The 19478-nt window shown below is 43.4% G+C and carries 18 protein-coding genes; 15 read left to right on the forward strand and 3 right to left on the reverse strand.

The window, feature by feature from the left end; all coding sequences use genetic code 11:
• The first annotated feature begins 498 nt into the window (after nucleotides 1-498).
• From P6N53_RS02170 to P6N53_RS02240, 15 genes are all read left to right on the forward strand, one after another.
• Nucleotides 499-2499 (forward strand): alkaline phosphatase family protein, encoded by a 2001-nt coding sequence (locus P6N53_RS02170; protein ID WP_304540801.1) that lies wholly within the window; start codon nucleotides 499-501, stop codon nucleotides 2497-2499.
• A 34-nt stretch (nucleotides 2500-2533) separates the two neighbouring features.
• Complete coding sequence (gene trxB / locus P6N53_RS02175) at nucleotides 2534-3745, forward strand: thioredoxin-disulfide reductase (protein WP_304540802.1); 1212 nt, start codon at nucleotides 2534-2536, stop codon at nucleotides 3743-3745.
• Between the two features lie 25 nt (nucleotides 3746-3770).
• Complete coding sequence (locus P6N53_RS02180; RefSeq protein WP_304540804.1) at nucleotides 3771-4109, forward strand: thioredoxin family protein; 339 nt, start codon at nucleotides 3771-3773, stop codon at nucleotides 4107-4109.
• 190 nt (nucleotides 4110-4299) lie between these two features.
• The gene (locus P6N53_RS02185) at nucleotides 4300-5085 is read left to right on the forward strand and encodes an IclR family transcriptional regulator (RefSeq protein WP_304540806.1); all 786 of its coding nucleotides are present in this window, start codon (nucleotides 4300-4302) and stop codon (nucleotides 5083-5085) included.
• Nucleotides 5086-5294: 209 nt separating this feature from the next.
• Entirely contained in the window at nucleotides 5295-6065 is a 771-nt protein-coding gene (locus tag P6N53_RS02190) for a glucose 1-dehydrogenase (RefSeq protein WP_304540808.1), read from the forward strand.
• A gap of 33 nt (nucleotides 6066-6098) precedes the next feature.
• Nucleotides 6099-7100, forward strand: coding sequence for a zinc-dependent alcohol dehydrogenase (locus tag P6N53_RS02195; protein ID WP_304540810.1), 1002 nt, complete (start codon nucleotides 6099-6101; stop codon nucleotides 7098-7100).
• 34 nt (nucleotides 7101-7134) lie between these two features.
• Nucleotides 7135-8163 carry a TRAP transporter substrate-binding protein gene (locus P6N53_RS02200; RefSeq protein WP_304540812.1) on the forward strand — a complete coding sequence of 343 codons (1029 nt, stop codon included), beginning with the start codon at nucleotides 7135-7137 and terminating at the stop codon, nucleotides 8161-8163.
• Between the two features lie 65 nt (nucleotides 8164-8228).
• Nucleotides 8229-8711, forward strand: a complete 483-nt coding sequence (locus P6N53_RS02205) for a TRAP transporter small permease (RefSeq protein ID WP_304540813.1) — start codon at nucleotides 8229-8231, stop codon at nucleotides 8709-8711.
• A gap of 50 nt (nucleotides 8712-8761) precedes the next feature.
• Nucleotides 8762-10039: a TRAP transporter large permease gene (locus tag P6N53_RS02210; RefSeq protein ID WP_304540815.1), complete on the forward strand. Its 1278-nt coding sequence runs from the start codon at nucleotides 8762-8764 to the stop codon at nucleotides 10037-10039.
• 97 nt (nucleotides 10040-10136) lie between these two features.
• A complete protein-coding gene (locus P6N53_RS02215) occupies nucleotides 10137-11087 on the forward strand; it encodes a sugar kinase (protein ID WP_304540816.1) in 951 nt (316 codons plus the stop codon).
• Nucleotides 11087-11755 (forward strand): bifunctional 4-hydroxy-2-oxoglutarate aldolase/2-dehydro-3-deoxy-phosphogluconate aldolase, encoded by a 669-nt coding sequence (locus tag P6N53_RS02220; RefSeq protein ID WP_304540817.1) that lies wholly within the window; start codon nucleotides 11087-11089, stop codon nucleotides 11753-11755. The genes P6N53_RS02215 and P6N53_RS02220 overlap by 1 nt, the downstream gene beginning before the upstream one ends.
• 23 nt (nucleotides 11756-11778) lie before the next feature.
• Nucleotides 11779-12771 (forward strand): C-terminal binding protein, encoded by a 993-nt coding sequence (locus tag P6N53_RS02225; RefSeq protein ID WP_304540819.1) that lies wholly within the window; start codon nucleotides 11779-11781, stop codon nucleotides 12769-12771.
• Between the two features lie 15 nt (nucleotides 12772-12786).
• Complete coding sequence (locus tag P6N53_RS02230; RefSeq protein ID WP_304540821.1) at nucleotides 12787-13692, forward strand: dihydrodipicolinate synthase family protein; 906 nt, start codon at nucleotides 12787-12789, stop codon at nucleotides 13690-13692.
• Between the two features lie 62 nt (nucleotides 13693-13754).
• Nucleotides 13755-14696 (forward strand): dihydrodipicolinate synthase family protein, encoded by a 942-nt coding sequence (locus tag P6N53_RS02235; RefSeq protein ID WP_304540823.1) that lies wholly within the window; start codon nucleotides 13755-13757, stop codon nucleotides 14694-14696.
• An 89-nt stretch (nucleotides 14697-14785) separates the two neighbouring features.
• Nucleotides 14786-15688, forward strand: coding sequence for an AEC family transporter (locus tag P6N53_RS02240; protein WP_304540826.1), 903 nt, complete (start codon nucleotides 14786-14788; stop codon nucleotides 15686-15688).
• Nucleotides 15689-16030: 342 nt separating this feature from the next.
• Here the strand turns inward: P6N53_RS02240 and rbsB are convergent, their stop codons facing one another.
• From rbsB to P6N53_RS02255, 3 genes are all read right to left on the reverse strand, one after another.
• Nucleotides 16031-16966 (reverse strand): ribose ABC transporter substrate-binding protein RbsB, encoded by a 936-nt coding sequence (gene rbsB, locus P6N53_RS02245; protein WP_304540828.1) that lies wholly within the window; start codon nucleotides 16964-16966, stop codon nucleotides 16031-16033.
• A 74-nt stretch (nucleotides 16967-17040) separates the two neighbouring features.
• On the reverse strand, nucleotides 17041-17982 hold the full coding sequence (locus tag P6N53_RS02250) for an ABC transporter permease (RefSeq protein WP_304540830.1): 942 nt from the start codon (nucleotides 17980-17982) through the stop codon (nucleotides 17041-17043).
• Nucleotides 17979-19478 carry a sugar ABC transporter ATP-binding protein gene (locus P6N53_RS02255; protein WP_304540833.1) on the reverse strand — a complete coding sequence of 500 codons (1500 nt, stop codon included), beginning with the start codon at nucleotides 19476-19478 and terminating at the stop codon, nucleotides 17979-17981. Before P6N53_RS02255 ends, P6N53_RS02250 begins: the two co-directional genes overlap by 4 nt.

Consider the following 19478-nt stretch of genomic DNA (forward strand, 5'->3'; position numbering starts at 1 on the left):
TTATTTGTGCCTTAAAATAAGACAGAAAAACCAATTTAATAATTGACTCCAGTATCTGTGTTAGTTCTCAACTTCACTAACCTCTTTCATTATAAAAATTATGTCTTTTTATGTACAATACTCACTAATTATACCGGTATAAGCAAAACATATACATGATAGGTTGCTTATTCTTCTAGGGATTTAATCAAACTAAGAATGCATAACAGCCTATTAATCCACTTGAGTTGACAGGCGTTATGCATTAAAGATATAGAATTAGTTTATGTCCATATAATGGCTATTTTACAAGGGCAATAAGCTATCTATAATGATCATGTGAAGCAAATTGCGAGTTTAATAATTTATAATGAAGGGGATATTACACTGCTAACGCGTAGAATACTAACTCTTATACCCGGTATAAGCACTATGTATTTTACAAGGAAGTACGGGATTTTTATAATTTAGGTAAAAGTGAATGAAGTAACATGCTTTTACCCGAGTGAGGGGGACCAGATGCCTTACAGTTATGGGAAAGCCAAAAAAGTGCTGATGTTAGGCCTAGACGGTGCAGACCCACTCTTGGTTCGAAGGTACATTAGCGAAGGTAAACTGCCTAATTTCAAAAAGGTTATGGACATGGGTGTAAATACACCTGACCTAGGTATGCAGGGTGTTCTCCCAGGCATTACCCCACCTAACTGGGCTACCCTTGGTACTGGTGCTTACCCCGTAACACACGGAATTACCTGCTTCTGGAACCACAAACTTGGTAATGAACTTGAACAGATGGAATATGGCTGGAACTCGGAACTGTTAAAGGCTGAAAGTATCTGGGAAACTTTCAATAGAGCAGGCAAAAAGAGTATTCTGTTTAACTATCCCACTGCCTGGCCTCCGAAAACAGATGACATCTATGTTGACGGCACCAGCATTTATACCAACCTACGTGGCTATATTGATTACGAAAAGGTATATACCTGCATAGAGGGCGACTTCGCCATAGAAGAAAAATATCACGAAATGGACAACAGAGGTACCGACTGCCGGGTAGAAGGGGATATAACCTCATTAAAAGCAGGTATCAGCCAAGAGGAACAAGATATAATGGGTTATTCCCAGCCCAGTGGCGTAGTTACCGGTGAAGAAGATGGGGAGATGTCCCAGGATCAGCCTAGCGCTGACCAAATTAAAACTCCTATAAAGCCAGCTGCCAGTTGGCTGAGTGCTCCTGCGGGTGCTAAAGAAATGGTCCTGCCAGTAAACAGTGGCCAAGCCCGCCGATTTGGCCTTTTAATTGCTGAAGACGGCCAGAACTATAATAAGCTACAAATTTTTAAGAATAAAAAACAGGCTCAACCTCTGGTTCAGTGCTATGCTGGCCAGTGGAGCGACTGGATATACGATACCTTTATTTTTAATGGAAAAGATACGCCGGTTGCCTATAAACTAAGGATTTTAGATATGAAGGCTGATGGTAGCTTTGCAAAGATCTACTGTTCCTTTGTTCTAAATTTAAAAAGTAGCAAATACTTCCATCCAGCAGAGCTGGGTGAGGAAATCTATAAGAATGTTGGCCCCATGCTGCAGCCTACCAACTTCGACCGAAATAATGCTTTTGCTGACGCCATTATGAATGAATCGGTGGCTGAGATGTACCAGTGGCATGTTGAGGCTATTGACTACCTGCTGAGGAACAAAGAATGGGATCTGTTTTATGTCCACATGCATGGTATTGATATGTATAACCACTACTTCTTAGATTTTGTAACTCCTGAGCACTCTCCAGGAGAGTACCAGAGGTACCGTGAACAGATATATAAAATCTACGAAATCAGTGACAATTTTGTGGGAGAAATGCTAAAGCATTTAGAAAAAGATACAGCTATTATCATTACGTCTGACCATGCTGGCGTTCCCAAGAGTCCACAGATTAGAGAATTGCCCCGGATTGGTGATATGTGGGGTATTAACGTAGGTATTATGGGTGAACTGGGCTATACAAAAACCAAAGAAGTTAATGGTACCCTACAAATTGACTGGGCTAACACCACTGCAATAGCACAGCGTTCTACCTTCATCTATATCAACCTGAAGGGTAGAGATCCCCAAGGTATTGTCGATCCTGCGGATTACGACCGGCTGGTTGAAAAGATCATTGATGATCTTTATGCTTATAAAGACCCTCATACGGGTAAAAGAATTATCACCTTGGCACTGAATAGGACCGATATGGAACTGGTAGGGCTAGGCGGCGAAAACTGTGGTGATATCTTTTACATTATGGAGCCCACTTTTGCCAGGTGTCACGGCAACGCATTGAGCAGCCACTGCAATCTGGGTTATTCCATGAAACCTCTATTAATGCTGGTTGGTGCTGGTTTTAAAAAAGGTGGCGCGGTAATTGACAGACAAGTTAAAGCCGTGGACATTGTTCCAACCATCTGCCACCTGGCCGGTGCACCAATGCCCAAAAATGTTGAAGGTGCTGTAATTTATCAGTACCTGGAAGACTAAACATAATATTTATTAAATCTAAGAGGTGAAGATAATGTCAGTTTATGATTTAGTAATTATCGGCGGAGGACCAGCTGGTCTTGCCGCAGGCATCTACGGTGCCAGAGCTCGCATGAAAACAGCTATTTTAGAAAAGGGAGCCGTGGGAGGCCAGGCCTTTACCACCCGTGAGATTGTAAACTTCCCTGGTTTTAAAAGTACCTCTGGACCTGAATTAATGAAAACTATTGCAGGCCATGCAAAAGAATTTGGTACAGAGATTATAAAAGGCGAGGTTACTGATGTAGATTTCAGTGGTGAAATTAAGCTGATTAATACTAAGAAGGGTCAGCAATACCAGGCCAAAGCAGTAATTTTAGCCCTGGGCTCCCAACCTCGCCTGTTAAATATTCCTGGTGAGAAGCCTTTACGCGGAAGCGGTGTATCCTATTGTGCCACCTGTGATGCAGAGTTTTATACCGACTTAGATGTAGTAGTAGTAGGAAATGGCGATGCTGCCATTGAAGAAGCTATGTATATCACAAAATATGCCCGCAAGGTAACCGTTATTGTTCTACATGATGTGGGAATTGTTGACTGCAATAGGGCCAGTGCTGAAAAGGCTTTCAATAACCCCAAGATTGAATTTGTTTGGAATTCTGTTTTGGCAGAAATTAAAGGCAAGGGTGAAGTGGAATCCGTAGTAGTAAAGAATCTTAAGACCGGTGAACTGACTGAGTTAGCAGCACATGGAGTTTTTATATATGTAGGAATGATACCTGGTACAGATTTTGTCAAAGGTAAAATAGAATTAGATGAAAGAGGATATATTCTAGCTAACGAGCAAATGGAGACTTCGGTGGATGGAGTATTTGCCGCCGGCGATGCCAGGGTGAAATACCTACGTCAGGTGGTTACAGCAGCCAACGATGGCGCCATTGCAGCAGTATCTGCTGAGAGATATTTGGATGAAGAGCAGAGCTTTAAAGACGAGGTTGTAAATGTCGATAAGCCTGTGGCACTTGTATTTTGGAGCCCTGCCAGCAATGAAAGCATTGATATGGCCAGCAGATTGGACGCATTAATCGCTGCCGCTGGTGGAAAATATAAAGTTGTGAAGGTTGATGTATCCCGTAAGAAGCGCATTGCACAAAAATATAATGTTGAAGTAATACCTTCAATTCTGTTATTAGAAAAAGGTGAGCTACAATTGCAGCTTAATGGCAATGTGGATGATGACACAATCAAAGCACAGTTAAAAATATAGTAAGTGGTCTTTGGGGGGGAAGACAATGGGTTACGAAACATTTCAGCGCCTAGACACAAAAAACTTCGACAATCTTACCTTTGATAGTGACACCCCCTCTTTGGTATTTTTTGCTGCTGAGAGATGCGATATTTGTAAAGAGTTGCTTCCCATAGTGGAAGAGTTGGTAACCTATTATGCCGGCAGGCTAAACGTCTATTATGTAGATGTTGATCAATATGCTGAGTTACACAAACGTTTTAGATTAAGGGGTATACCCCAGCTATTACTTTTCAAAGATTATGAAGTCAAGCATAGGATTGGCGGATTGCATGAGAGAGAAGATATCATTGAAGAAATAGACAAAATTATCAATGGGGAATAAAAATATTTCCTTAAATCCTACTGGTAACCTCCTAGATTTCTCTGGGAGGTTTTTATATTTGCTGGTTAAGGAGGCTTTGAAATTGTGAAATTTCTAAAAAGTATAAAAAATAAAAAGGTATTTTTGAAAATATAGAGTATATATATAGACAAATATTTCTGAAACCATGTTTCATAATGTGAGATAGGGGGTGAGGAAAATTAAAACTGAAAAGGACAATGTAGTTCAATCCTTAGATCGAGCTTTAGAAATCCTTGAAGAATTATCCAGAAGTGAATCGGGTTTGGGTGTGACAGAGCTGGGCAGTATTATTGGCTTGCATAAAAGCACAGTTCATAGACTGCTCCATACGCTCCTGCTGCGTGGATACGTAGAAAAAAATTCTTTTACAGATAAGTATAGACTTGGCTTAAAACTAGTCAGTTTAGGACAGGCAAGACTTGAAAGTACAGAAATTAGAGCAGAGGCCCGTCCTTTCCTTAACGAACTGATGGAATTAACCCAAGAAGCAGTACACCTATGCTTGTGGGAGAATGGTAAAGTAATTTATATCGATAAGGTTGAATGTCGTAATGCAGTACTTATGTATTCACGAATTGGTAGGGTTGCCTCCATACATTGCACCGGGGTAGGTAAAATAATTGCAGCCTATCTTCCAGATGAGCAGATAATTAAGCTGGTGAAGGAAAATGGTTTGCACTCTAGGACAGAAAAAACTATTACAGATATTAATGAACTGCTCAAGCACTATGAAATAGTACGAGCCCAGGGTTTTGCCATTGATGACGAAGAACACGACCCGGGACTTCGTTGTGTAGCTGCTCCTGTGCGTGATTTTAGTGGTAATGTAATTGCTTCTATTAGTGTAGCAGGGCCTACCACTAGGGTTACAATGGATAGAATTAGCAGTGAATTAGCTAGAATGTTGATAGAAACGGCCAATAAGATATCTGTACAGCTAGGCTTTCGTAATTAAAAAAATATATTTTTTATTGAAGGATTATGAGCCAAGTCGTCGAAATAGTTTCAATATCTAAATATTCGAAACATTGTTTCATATGGCGAAACAATTTATTTAAAGAAATCCGAAACGCAGTTTCATATAATGAAACACAATAGTTTTCATTCGAAATAAAACAGCGTATCACAATGCGAAACACAAAAAACGGACTTTGGAGGATTTTTATGAGTAAAGAGCTATTTGATCTAACAGGTAAGGTTGCCCTTTTTGTTGGAGGGGGCGGCGGTCTGGGTAAAACCATTAGCATTGGTCTAGCCAAGGCCGGGGCTGATGTTATACCGGTTAGCAGAAGCAAAGACAGAACTAAGGATGTTGTGGAAGAAATATTAGCCCTGGGAAGGAAATCCCTGCATACTTCTGTGGACGTAACCGATCAGGAAGATGTAAATCGTCTAGTTGAACAGGTTATAAAGGAGTTCGGCCGCATTGACATACTAATTAATGCAGCAGGCAAGAACTATAAAAAGCCCGCTTTGGAGCTTACAGCCGAGGAATGGGATGACGTAATGGCTGTAAATGTAAAAGGAACTTTCCTCGCCTGTAAAGCCGTTGGGGAGAAAATGCTTGCCCAGAAAAGTGGCAAAATTATAAATATTGCCTCCCTGGGCTCCCATCAAGGCATTACACGCTCGGTGGCCTATTGTGCCAGCAAGGGTGCTGTACTGCAACTAACTAAAGTACTTTCCGCTGAATGGGCGGCCCATGGGGTGAATGTAAACTGTATTTCACCGGGTTATTTTAAAACACCATTGACGGAAAAGATTTTAGCCGTTAAAGAAACCCACGACAAGATTGTGAGTCGTACACCGATGCAGCGGCTGGGTTTGCCTGAGGATCTGGTTGGAGCTGCTATATTCCTGAGTTCCGATGCTTCTAACTTTATTACCGGTTCTACTATAGCCGTTGAGGGTGGTTTTTTATCACTGGCAATCTAGTATCAACAGAAGGGGGGGAGGTTAGAACATAAGATGAAAGCGGCTGTATATTTGGGTAAAGAAGAAATCGGTCTTAAGGAGGTTGAGAGACCAAGTTTAAATCCAGATGAGGTATTAATTAGGATTCATTCCGCCGGGATATGTGGCTCCGATTTGGGCATTTATTCAGGCAAGCATCCTAGGGCTAAAGCACCTCTTATTATGGGACATGAGTTTACAGGTGAAGTGGTGGAGAGCTTAGCCGCCGATATTGAGGTGGGAGATCGGGTGACGGTAAATCCCCTGATATCCTGTGGAGTATGCCAGCCCTGCCAAACGGGTAATGCCCATGTTTGCAGAAAACTTGGTTTAGTGGGTATTGATATCGACGGAGGCTTTGCAGAATACGTGAAGGTAGACTCTTCCAAAATTCTGAAGCTTCCCAAGGATTTACCACTGGACATAGCTTGTCTGGTAGAACCCCTGGCGGTATGTGTTCATGCAGTGAGGAAATCGACCTTTAAGGTTGGGGATAATGTTGTTGTTCTGGGAGGGGGACCAATTGGTCTGCTCACCGCTATAGCTGCCAGATATGCCGGTGCATCCCAGGTGCTTCTAACTGAGGTTAATGAGGGTCGTTGTGAACTTGCCAAAAGCTTTGGGTTTACGGTCATAGAGGCTGCCCAAAACCCTGAGACAGAAGTTTTAAAACTTACCGGAGATGTTGGTGCAGATGTTGTCTTTGAGGCCGCGGGAGTGCCGGCTACAGCAGCACTTACTACTAAACTTGTCAAGATTAGTGGGCAAATTGTTATAGTGGGAGTTTTTAAAGAACCACCAAAAATAGACTTACAAGCGGTGAACTTTAGAGAGCTATCCATTATAGGGGTTAGAGTATATACCCCTAAGGACTATCAAGTGGCCTTGGACATGTTAATAAAGGATCCGGAGATAGGTCGTGTTATTTCCCATAGACTTCCCTTGGAAAAGACCCAAGAAGGAATTGAACTGATGAGGGGAACAGATTTCTCTATGAAGATCCTAATTCAACCCTAGAGGTACGATAAGAGGAATTTAAGGAGGAAATGAAATGTTTAAAAAGTTAGCAGCTTTCGTTGCTGTTATGATGATGAGTGTACTATTAGTTGGGTGCGGCGGTGGTGGAACCCAGGAAGAGAAACAGGCTGATAGCAATAAAGTATACAACATTAAAATTGGCTCTCCAGTAGTAGAAACTCACCCTGCCCATGATGGCTTCCTCAAATTTATCGAACTGGTTGAAAAAAATAGTAACGGTCAAATTAAAACCGAATTACATGCCAATGCAGTTTTAGGCGGCGACCGTGAATTAACTGAAGCAGTACAAATGGGTACTGTAACCATGAACCTTTCCTCAACATCACCTGTAGCTAACTTTGATAAATCTTTCTATATCTTTGATCTGCCCTTCCTATTCCCCGATAGGGATACCGCTTACCGTGTTCTAGATGGTCCCGTTGGTCAAAAGGTATTAGATAACCTTAGCAGCCAGGGTATTAAGGGCCTTGGTTACTGGGAAAACGGTTTCCGCAACATCACTAACAGCAAAAGATCCATTAACAAGATCGAAGACCTGAAGGGTCTAAAAATCAGAACCATGGAAAACCAACTGCATATGGCTGCCTGGAAGGAAATGGGTGCTAACCCCACTCCCATGGCCTTTGGTGAAGTTTATACCGCTTTACAGCAGGGAACTGTAGATGGTCAGGAAAACCCCTTAGCTTTAATTGACTCCAACAAGTTCTACGAGCCTAACAAATACCTGACTATGTCCGGTCACATTTACACCCCCTTCGTAGTTATGATGAATGAAAAATTCTTTAACGAACTTCCTGAAGACCTTCAGAAGGTTGTACTGGATGCTGTAAAAGAAGCAGGTGACTATCAGCGTCAACTGATGATTGAGCAGGAGAAAAAGAGCCTTCAGATCATTACAGATAATGGTAACGTAATAAATGAACTGCCGGCTGAAGAGAAAGAAAAAATGGTTGAACTGATGAAGCCCGTATATGATAAGGGTGCTGAATTGATGGGAAGCAGCCAGCTAATTGATGAGTTATTGGCAGAAGTAAAAAAATAAACTAATGAATTAACTGCACGGGGGAAATTCCCCCGTGCAACAATAAAAGGTAAAGGGGTGATAATGTGGGCCTTTTGAAAAAGATTGATGAACATTTTGAGGAATATTTGTTAAGTGCTATTTTATCGACAGCTGTTGTATTAATTGCCGTGCAGGTTTTCATGCGCTATGTATTGGAAGCATCCCCTTCCTGGACGGAGGAATTGGCCCGGTATCTTTTTATTTGGATGGTATATATCGGAATTAGCTACGGAGTAAAGAAACAGCGCCATATTAAAGTGGATGTTATCATGTTAATTTTATCCGAAAGAGCTAAAAAAAGTATTATAATTATTTCTAATTTTCTATTTATCATTTTTTGTTTAGTTATCATTCAGCAGGGTACTGCTGTAGCTATAAAACTATTAAGTTTCGGACAAACATCACCTGCTCTTTCCATTCCCATGGGTTATGTGTACTTAGCTTCTCCCATTGGTCTATCCCTTTCAATTATTCGATTGATACAAAATATCATTTTACAAATCCGTGAGCTATGGGCTTTAGATTAAATTATGCTTATAATTTGCGGAAATGAAAAAAATATGTGGAGGATGATTGAATGGTAGCCCAGGTGTTATTTGCGAGTTTTGCCGTATTTCTAGTGCTTAATGTACCCATTGGTATTGCCCTGGGCCTTGCTTGTATTTTGGCATTCCTTCTTTCGGGGACACCCCTAACCATGTTGGCCCAAGGAATGATAACCTCGGTTGACTCCTTCCCCCTGATGGCCGTCCCTTTCTTTATTTTAGCCGGGGATCTCATGGGCAAAGGTGGAATTTCTAAACGGTTGCTGGCCGTTGCAGACGTGCTGGTGGGAAGATTCCCCGGCGGTCTGGCAATGGTAACCGTTGCTACATGTATGTTTTTTGGTGCTATTTCAGGCTCCGGTCCTGCCACCGTTGCTGCCATTGGCATGATGATTATTCCCGAGATGGTAAAGGCAGGCTATAATAAGCCCTTCGCCGCTGCGGTTGTAGCAGCTTCCGGTACCATTGGAGTTATGATTCCCCCCAGTATTCCCATGGTTATCTACGGGGTTTCTACCAATGGTTCCATTGGGGATTTGTTCATTTCCGGTATTTTACCCGGTATTTTAGTAGGTCTGTTTCTAATGGGCTGGTGCTATATTTACGCCAAGAAGACCGGACTGAAGGGCTCCGATAAGGAATTTAGCTGGTCCAGGTTAGTAAGGACCTGCAATGATGCCAAGTGGGCCTTGCTTGTGCCTGTGATTATACTCGGTGGTATTTACGGGGGCATTTTTACGCCCACCGAAGCGGCAGTAATTGCAGTGGTTTACGGTTTTCTGGCAGGGGTGTTTATCTATAGGGAGCTGAAGCTGCCTGACGTACCTTCCTTAGTAGCATCCTCTGCACTAACAACTGCAACCATCCTAATTATTGTGGGAACTGCAACAACCTTTGGAAGGCTGCTGGCACTGGAACAAATTCCTACCATGCTGGCCAATGCCATTACCACCTTTTCTCAGAACCCAATTATTGTACTGCTGATGATCAACGTACTGCTGCTGGCTGTTGGGACTTTCATGGATACCCTGGCTGCCATTATTATCTTGGCGCCAATACTGCTGCCAGTTGCCATTAAAATTGGAGTAGACCCGGTTCATTTTGGTGCAATCATGGTTGTAAACCTGGCAATTGGATTTATTACACCTCCCCTTGGTGTCAACCTGTTTGTGGCCAACGGTATTTCAGGAGTGTCATTGGAAAAGCTATCAAAGGCTATTATGCCCTTCTTCTTAGTGTTGGTCCTGGCACTAATGCTGATTACCTATGTACCTGATATATCGCTTGGTATCCTAAAACTAATCAAATAGTATGATGATCGGGTCTGCTATGAGCAAGCCTGATCCTATGCCAAGACAATAAAACGCAGTTTCATAATAAGAAACACCAGGAAAGGATGGCGTTTAAATGCCCGAAGTTGTCACATTAGGTGAAACAATGGTCTTATTTAATTCCATGAATACAGGCCCTATGAAATATGTGACCCATTTTGCCAAGCAGATTGCAGGGGCCGAAACAAATTTTGCCATCGGTGTATGTAGGCTCGGACATACGGCAGGCTGGATCAGCCGTGTAGGCAAAGATGAATTTGGCAAATACATTGTTTCTTTTGTTCGCGGAGAGGGTGTTGATACCAGCCAAGTTAAAGTGGATTCCGAAGCTCCCACCGGCGTATTGTTTAAAGAGCGTCAGGAGGAAGGGGAAAGCAAGGTTTACTACTACCGTAAGGGGTCTGCCGCCAGTAGAATGACCCCCGAAGATATTGACCCTAACTACCTGCAGGGTGCTAAATATTTGCATATCTCAGGGATTACTCCTGCTTTAAGTGATTCATGTTATGAAACAATTCTTGAAGCTATTAGAATAGCTAAGTCCAGAAATGTAACCATTAGTTTTGATCCAAATATTAGATTAAAGCTTTGGTCTGAGGAGCGGGCCAGGGAAGTTATTATGGGCTTGATTCCAGAGGTTGATATAGTGCTGCCAGGTCTTGAGGAAGGACGTCTTCTGGTGGGGGCTAATGAACCGGAGGAAATAGCAGCCAGCCTATTAAAGGCTGGGGCGAAAATAGTGGCTGTTAAATGCGGGGCAAAGGGTGCCTATTATGCAGCGGGAGATTCTGCAGAATTTATCCCCGGCTATCCTGTGGCCAGGGTAGTAGACCCGGTTGGTGCCGGTGATGGCTTTGCTGCAGGTTTTATTAGCGGCCTTTTAAAGGGCTGGAGCTATAGCGAATCAGTAAAACTAGCCAATGCCGTGGGAGCCAGGGCCACTCAGGTCATAGGAGATGTGGAAGGTTTGCCGACCTTTGAAGAGGTTGAGGTATTTCTAGGTCAGAGGAAGGAGATAGAGAGGTAATGTGTCAGAATCTTATTTTACCTAAAACTCGCTTAGCTGAAAGTTTGCTAGCCTCTGGAATAGTGGCTGTTGTACGTGGAGCTGAGGCAGAAAAGGTAGTTAAAATATCCAAGGCCTTGCAGCAGGGTGGGGTTACAGCAATAGAACTAACCATGGATACCCCGGGTGCCGTCGATATGATCAGGAAAGTTGTGGCCGAAGTTGGCAGCCAGGCGGTAATTGGTGCGGGAACAGTATTAGATGCAGAGACAGCCAGGGCAGCAATCCTGGCGGGGGCAGAATTTATATTTTGCCCAAGCCTCCATGAGGATGTCATTCGTACCGCTAATCGTTATGGCAAGGTAGTGATTCCTGGTGTAATGACACCAACTGAGATAATCAAAGCCTATGAGCTGGGTGCAGATATTCTTAAGGTATTCCCGGCAGGAGTATTGGGACCCAGATATTTCAAGGAAGTACGTGGCCCCTTCAAACACGTGCCTCTAATGCCTTCCGGTGGTGTAACCCTGGATAACGCGGCGGAATTTATCAAGGCGGGTTGTGTAGCCTTAGGAGTTGGCGGCTCTTTACTGGATAAGGATGCTATCCGTGAGGAACGTTATGAAGTACTGACTGAAAGGGCAAGTCAATTTGTAAAAATAGTAGCCCAGGCTCGGGAGAGTCTTTAATATTAAAAAGAGGTGATCCTTTTATGTCCAAACCAAAGGTATATGTAACAGATTTTGAGTTCCCCAATCTTCAGTATGAAGAGAATGTTATCCTTCCCATTGATGCCGAATTAATTGGCGTTCAGTGCAAGACAGAGGAAGACATCATTGAAAAATGCAAGGATGCAGTGGGACTGATCAACCAATATGCCCCCATCAGCCGTAAGGTAATGGAAGCCTTACCTAATTTAAAGGTAGTTGCCCGCTACGGTGTAGGGGTAAACACCATTGATCTGCCGGCGGCCACAGATTTAGGAATTATTGCTGCCAATGTGCCGGATTATTGTATGGACGAAGTTTCCGACCATGCCATGGCACTTATTTTAGCTTGCGCAAGGAAAGTTGTTTTGATGAACAATGAGGTAAAGAAGGGAAATTGGGACTATAAGGTATCTATTCCCCTCTACCGAGTAAGGGGCAAAAATCTAGGTCTGCTGAGCTTTGGCAGAATAGCCCAGGCATTAGCTAAAAAGGCCCTTGCCTTTGGCATGAATCTACTGGTCTTTGATCCCTATGTTCCTGAATCAGTGGCTAAGGAATATGGTGCAAAGCTAGTTAGCTTGGAAGAACTGCTTAAAGAAGCTGACTTCATATCCGTCCACTCTCCACTAACTCCAGAAACTGAGCACATGATCAGCACCAAAGAATTCGCTATGATGAAGAAGTCTGCCTTTATCATTAATACCGGACGTGGACCTGTTATTGATGAAGAGGCATTGAAACAGGCCCTGGGGGAAGGATTGATCGCAGGAGCCGGTCTGGATGTATTAGAAATAGAACCACCCGCTGCAGAAAACCCCTTGTTAAAGATGGACAATGTGGTAATCAACCCCCACGTGGCCTGGTATTCAGTAGAGGCCGAGGCAGAATTAAGGACAAAAACTGCCCGCAATGTTGCTGAGGTTTTACAGGGTTATTTCCCTAAATATCTTGTTAACAAGGATGTAAAGGTCAAACTCCAACTAAAAGAACAATAAGGTGGTTTTGTTGAGATGAGTAGCTTTGATTTCAGAGGCATCATTCCGCCAATGGTGACTATTTTTAATAATGACGGCTCCTTTGATTGGGAGGGTAATAAGGCGGTAATTGATTATCTTATCAAGGGTGGAGTTCACGGAATATTCGTGTTGGGCAGCTCAGGTGAGTTTGCCCACATGAGCTCCGATGAAAGAAAAGAGTTTGCAGAATTTGCTGTTGATTATATCAAGGGTCGCGTGCCTGTGCTGATTGGTACAGGTCATAGCAACACCAGGGAAGTAATCGAGCTTTCCCGTCATGCCCAGAATATCGGTGCCGATGGGGTTGTGGTAGTTACCCCCTATTATTGGGGTCTATCTGGAGAAAACCTATTTAACCATTATAAGTCCGTGGCCCACGGTGTGGATTTGCCCATTATGCTTTACCATTTTCCCAATTTAACAGGACAGCAAATGCCGGCCAGTTTAGTGGCGAAGATGGTTAAGGAACTACCTAATATAGTTGCCATCAAAGACACCATCGACAGTATTTCTCACATAAGGGATCTTATCCTGACCGTTAAGGAGATAAATCCCAAATTTAGTGTATTAGCCGGTTTTGACCATTATCTTCTCAGCACCCTGACCATGGGAGGGGACGGTGCCATCCCAGGCACATCAAATTTTGCTCCCGAGATTAGTGTTGGGGTATATGAGAAATTTGCAGCCGGTGACTTTGCTGGGGCCATGAAACTTAATGATCAGTTGATGCGACTTTCCTGTATCTATGGTTTAGATTTACCGGCCATTGGAGTAGTTAAGGAGGGCTTAAAGCTAAGTGGTTTACCTATAAACACCTATGTTCGTCAACCAGGTGGCAGGGCAGCTGATTCAGTTATTAAAGAGCTAGAAAAAATCATTGGTTGCTTACCAGCTAGTTAGGAGTTTTATTTGTCATTAAACATTAAATTCCAGGGCATGGATTATAGGGAGTGAACGAAAAAATGTTTAAACCTGAAGGTATTTATGTTGCTATGCTGACTCCTTTTAAGGATGGAAAGGTAAATGAAACAGTTCTTCGTCAAATTGTAGAGTTTCAAATCCAAAAGGGTGTCCATGGATTATTTCCTGTCAGCAGCTGCGGGGAATTTATTCAAATGGACTTTGCCGAAAAAATTCGTTGTATGGAAATAGTCTGTGACCAGGCTGCCGGTCGTGTACCGGTGACTCCTGGAGTTACAGCACCAAACCCTAATGAATCCATAGCCCTTGCTAAAGAGGCTAAATCAATGGGGTGCTCCGGAGTTGTTATTTGTCCGCCATATTTTCTGCCAATTACCCAGGAAACCCTTGAAAAACACTTTGAGCTTCTAGCAGACAATGTCGATATTCCTGTAATACTTTATAATATCCCTATTTTTACAACACCCATTTCCTATGGCATTGTTGAAAGACTAAGCTGTAAGCCTAATATTGTTGCTATGAAAGATAGCAGCGGGAGCATTATTGATGCCGTTCATTTTATGGATAAGGTAAGACTAATGGGCCAACAGGATAATTTTAATTTCTTAATTGGTCGTGAAGACGGTCTATTCCCGGCTCTGATGCTGGGAGCCAAAGGTTGTATGACTGCCTGTGCAGGTATCCTACCTGAAGTACTGCTGGGAATCTGGGATAACTATCAGAAGAAAGACTATGACAAAGCTCAAGAATTACAGTTTTCGTTCCTTAACACTTTAAGGACCATGAATTGTTTACCCTTCCCGGTTGGCTTTAAATTGGCCATGGAATTACGTGGCTTCGAGATGGGAGAGCCCTTACAACCCCTTTCCCATACAGAAAGGGCTGCAATGTTAGATGTCCGCAGCAGATTAGAGAAGGTCATGGGGGATCTTCTGGGGGATTACACGGTAGATATTGAGAAGTTAATGGGTAAAGGCAGCTAGTTAGTGACATAAATAAGCAACACCAAAAAGTCTTAAGGGCGTACCCATTGGTACGCTCTTAAGACTTTGAAAATTAAGAGGTGTATTTTATGGTTTTCCTTGATGTTATTCTGCCAGTTTTTCTTATGCTGCTCCTAGGTTTTGCCGGGCAAAAAAAATTCAAACTTGATGTAAAGCCCATTTCTACCTTGGCCATCTATATATTAACGCCACCCCTGGTATTTAGGGTTTTTTATGACACTCCCCTGGATACAAATATTTTATATGTTGCGATCTATGCAATGGTATTGCCTGTTATAATTATTGGACTTATTTATTTGCTAGGTAAATGCAGAGTGGTGGCAAAGGATAGTATCAGGAGCACCATGTTATCCACCGGATTTATCAATATGGGTAATATGGGCGGCCCTGTTATGCTCTTTGCCTTTGGTGAAATTGGCTTTAACTATGCATTGATGATAAATATGTTTCATGCAATTTCTATGAATACCCTTGGCCTTTACATAGCTGCCAGCGGCAAACAAAATGACATGAAACAGACCCTGCTCACCCTGCTCAGGTTTCCCGCCAATCACGCCATGGTTTTAGCCTTTGGCTGGAAGCTCCTTGACCTTCCCATGCCGGATAACCTCTATAAAGTAATGAAATTGGTGGGGGATACCTCGGTACCTTTAATAGTGGTAATACTGGGCATGCAATTGGCAGACAGCCGAATTGCCAGCCTTAACTGGCTTAGGGTAGGGACTGCTGTATCCCTGCGTTTAGTAGTATCACCCATCATTGCCCTAGGTCTGGTATATTTTCTTCCCGTGAGTAAATTGTGGCAGCAGGTGATGATCATAGAGGCAGCCATGCCCACCGCCGCCTTTATCGCCATGTATGCCGTACAATATAATCAGGACCCTGATTTTGTCACCAGTGTAACCTTTTTTACCACCCTTTTTAGCAGCATTACCCTGACGATAATTATCCCGTTGGTTCTGAGAATGTAGAAACTTAAAGAGGGTGCAGGAAGAGGAGGGTATTAATGGGGAATAATATATTAAGAATTTTAGTTTATAGCCACTGGAGGTAGTGCAGGTGATTTGCCCCCTTGACTGTCATGGTTGCCCCTTTTCTGATGAATGTATTAATGATGATGATTATATTGGTGAGGATGAGCTGCTGTAGGAATTGGAAAGTGTTTTGACTAGTAATTAAAAACCCTTGAAACTGTTACCGCAGTTTCAAGGGCCTAGATGAAAACCTCATCAAAACTTAATAGTTAATGCTAAAGGGTGTACAGTAAAGACGTCTTTTAATATTCGAACAGGACTAAGAGTTATACACTAGGCTTATTCTTTGACAACAAGCATAAGATCAGCAGGGATGTTTGCTTCTACATTCTCACCATTGGCAACTTTCTCAGCAAATTGTATACCCAGTTCGCCGATTAGCTTAGGCTGTTGGGCTACTGTGGCCGCCATTTTGCCGTCGTTAACAGCCTTCACGGCATCGTCGCCACCGTCAAAGCCTACAATAAGAATCTGCTTTTTGGCAGCTTCGATGGCCTGGAGAGCACCTAGAGCCATTTCGTCGTTGTGGGCAAATACTGCGTTAATTTCCGGCTGACTTTGCAGGATATTTTCCATAACACTCATACCCTTGGAACGGTCAAAATCGGCAGGCTGCTTGGCAACAACTTTAATATCGGCTTGCACGTCAATTACTTCGTGAAAGCCCTGGCCACGGTCACGGGCTGCGGAGGTTCCGGCAATGCCTTCTAGTTCAACAACGCTGCCTTTGCCCTCCAGCTGCTTAACGATAAATTCAGCGGCCAGCTTGCCACCGGCCACGTTATCCGAGGCAATGTGGGAAACAACGGTGCCACCGTTTACACTGCGGTCTAGGGTGATTACCGGAATGTTTGCTTTGTTGGCATCTGCTACAGCAGTTACTAAACCGTCACTATCGGTGGGGTTGAGAAGGATAACATCTACCTTTTGCTGGATTAAATCTTCAACCTGGGAAACTTGCTTGGAAGCGTCGTCCTGGGCATCCATTACGATTAGCTTTGCACCAATTTTATCTGCGGCAGCCTGGGCACCATCCTTCATATCAACAAAGAAGGGGTTGTTTAAAGTAGATAATGCAATACCTACAGTCAACTGCTTTTCGTCACCCTTAGGAGCTTCAGCCTGGGGATCTTTAGAACCACCGCAACCAGTAACAAGGCTCATGATGAAAACCAAACTTACCACTGTGGCCATAATCTTTAATATCTTTTTCATATTCTCTCTCCTCCAAAATATTTTTTCTCTTCTTCACTCCACAACAGGCATACCTTAAATCTACTCTCTAAGGATCACCTCCTGACTGCATTTCGTCGGTCAATTAATACTGCAACTAAGATAATCAAGCCCTTAACTGCTTGCTGATAAAAAGAGGATACATTTAATAGGTTTAGACCATTGTCAATAATACCGATTATCAATGCTCCGATAAGGGTTCCAACAACTCCACCGGCACCTCCGGCTAAACTAGTACCGCCGATTACCACGGCAGCAATGGCGTCAAGCTCGTAGCCGGATCCCGCCGTGGGTTGGGCCGATAGAAGCCGGGAGGTTAATATAGCCCCAGCCAGACCGGCCAAGAGACCACTTATTGAATAAACAAGAACTTTATAACGGGTGGTCTTAATGCCGCTTAATCTAGCGGCTTCTTCATTGCCACCAATGGCAAAGATCCTTCTGCCAAAGGTCATATGGCTTAGAACAAACCAGGCCAATAAAAATACAATAATGGTAATGATTACCGGGGTAGGGATAGGGCCAATATAGCCGCCTCCCAATTTATTGAAGCCCTCTGATACCGCCCGAATTGGTCTGCCCTCGGTATAAATCAGGGTAGCTCCTCGAAAAAGAGTCATGGTGGCCAGGGTGGCTACAAAGGGGGCAATTCTGCCAAAGGCCACGATAGTTCCATTAATAGTGCCTGCTATTAAACCAACTAAACAGGCGACCAGGACAGCCAGTATTGGGTCTACCCCCATGGCCAGGGAACCTGCAGCCAAGGCACCGGATAGAGCAAGAATTGAACCTACGGACAGGTCAATGCCGCCGGTAAGAATTACAAAGGTCATGCCTACACCCAGCAGGGCATTTATAGATACTTGACGGGCAACATTTAAAAAGTTGCCGGTCGTGAAAAACCTGTCGGTCAAGATGGTCAGGACAAAGCAGATTAAAAGCAAACCAAGTAGAGGGCCCAGTTTATATTTTTGCATAAGGCCAAGTGGATTTTTCATTGTACACCTCCGGTGGCACACCCCATGAAAGCTTCTTCTGTGACTTCATTCCGGGAAAAATGACCTGTTATTCGTCCCTCATACATTACATAAATCCGGTCGCTCATGCCCATTAACTCCTGCAGATCCGATGAAATCAAAATTATTCCCAGACCTTGGGCAGTCAAGCTATTGATCAACTCGTATATTTCTACCTTGGCGCCCACATCAACGCCCCTGGTGGGTTCATCTAAAATCAAAAGGGAGGGGTGTGTCTCTAGCCATTTTCCAAAAACAACTTTTTGCTGATTTCCACCGCTTAGACTGATTACCTTTTGTTCCCGGTTCTGGGTCTTGATACGCAGCAGATTGATATAATGATCTGCCATTTCATTTTCTGCTTTATGCTTAATCACACCAAATTTACTGCGGGAATTCAGGGTTGGCAGGGCTAGATTCTCCTTAACGCTAAAGGGTAGCACAAGACCCTGGTCTTTACGGTCTTCAGAAACCATAGCTAAACCATGTCGGATGGCATCCTGCGGGTGACTGAAGGTGCCGGAAAAGGATGTCCCGTCCTTGGAGTGCAGCTTAAGGTTACCGGAAACCCTGTCAAGGCCGAAGATTGCACGGGCCAATTCTGTCCGTCCCGCTCCCATCAGTCCCCCGATACCTACAACCTCACCGGCCTTCATCTGCAGGTTTATATTATTTAGCCGATGGTTACTGAAGTTTTCTATCTGCAGCAGCAAATCACCAGGGGTGGTGGTGGACTTGGGAAATCTCTCGCTTACTTCCCGCCCTACCATTAGGGCGACCAATTTATCAATGGTGGTATTGGGAATATCCTGGGTGGCCACATATTCACCATCCCGTAAAACGGTAACCCGATGGCAGATTTGGAATAGCTCTTCCATCCGGTGGGAGATATAAATAATGGAGACACCTTGGTTCACAAGGGATTGCATGATGCTAAACAATTTTTCTTTTTCTGTTTCAGTAAGAGCAGCAGTAGGCTCATCCATAATTAAAAGCTTAGCTTGCTTTGAAAGGGCTTTAGCTATTTCCGTCAGCTGTTTTTCCCCCACACTAAGGTCAGCTACCTGGGTTTTAGGGTGTACCTTCAGGCCAACCTGATTTAGATATTGTAATGAGGCCGAGGTTAAGGCACGCCAGTTGATTTTGCCTAAGGTGGTAAATTCCTTTTCATTTCCTAAGAAGATGTTCTCTGCGATGCTTAATTGGGGAATAAGGTTAAATTCCTGGTGAATCATTACGATACCTAACTCTTCGGCATGCTTTGGTCCGCTGATATTAACCTGTTGCCCTTGATATTTGATGGAGCCGCTGTTCATGGTATAAATGCCGGTTAGAATCTTCATAAGGGTAGACTTCCCGGCACCATTTTCCCCCAGCAAGGCATGAATTTCATTTTTCCTTACGGATAAATTAACATTATTTAAAACCCTGGCACCTGGAAACTCTTTACATATACTCTGCATTTCCAGTATTTCCAA

This window comes from Desulforamulus aquiferis (assembly GCF_030577015.1).
GTDB classification, from domain to species: Bacteria; Bacillota; Desulfotomaculia; order Desulfotomaculales; family Desulfotomaculaceae; genus Desulfotomaculum; species Desulfotomaculum aquiferis.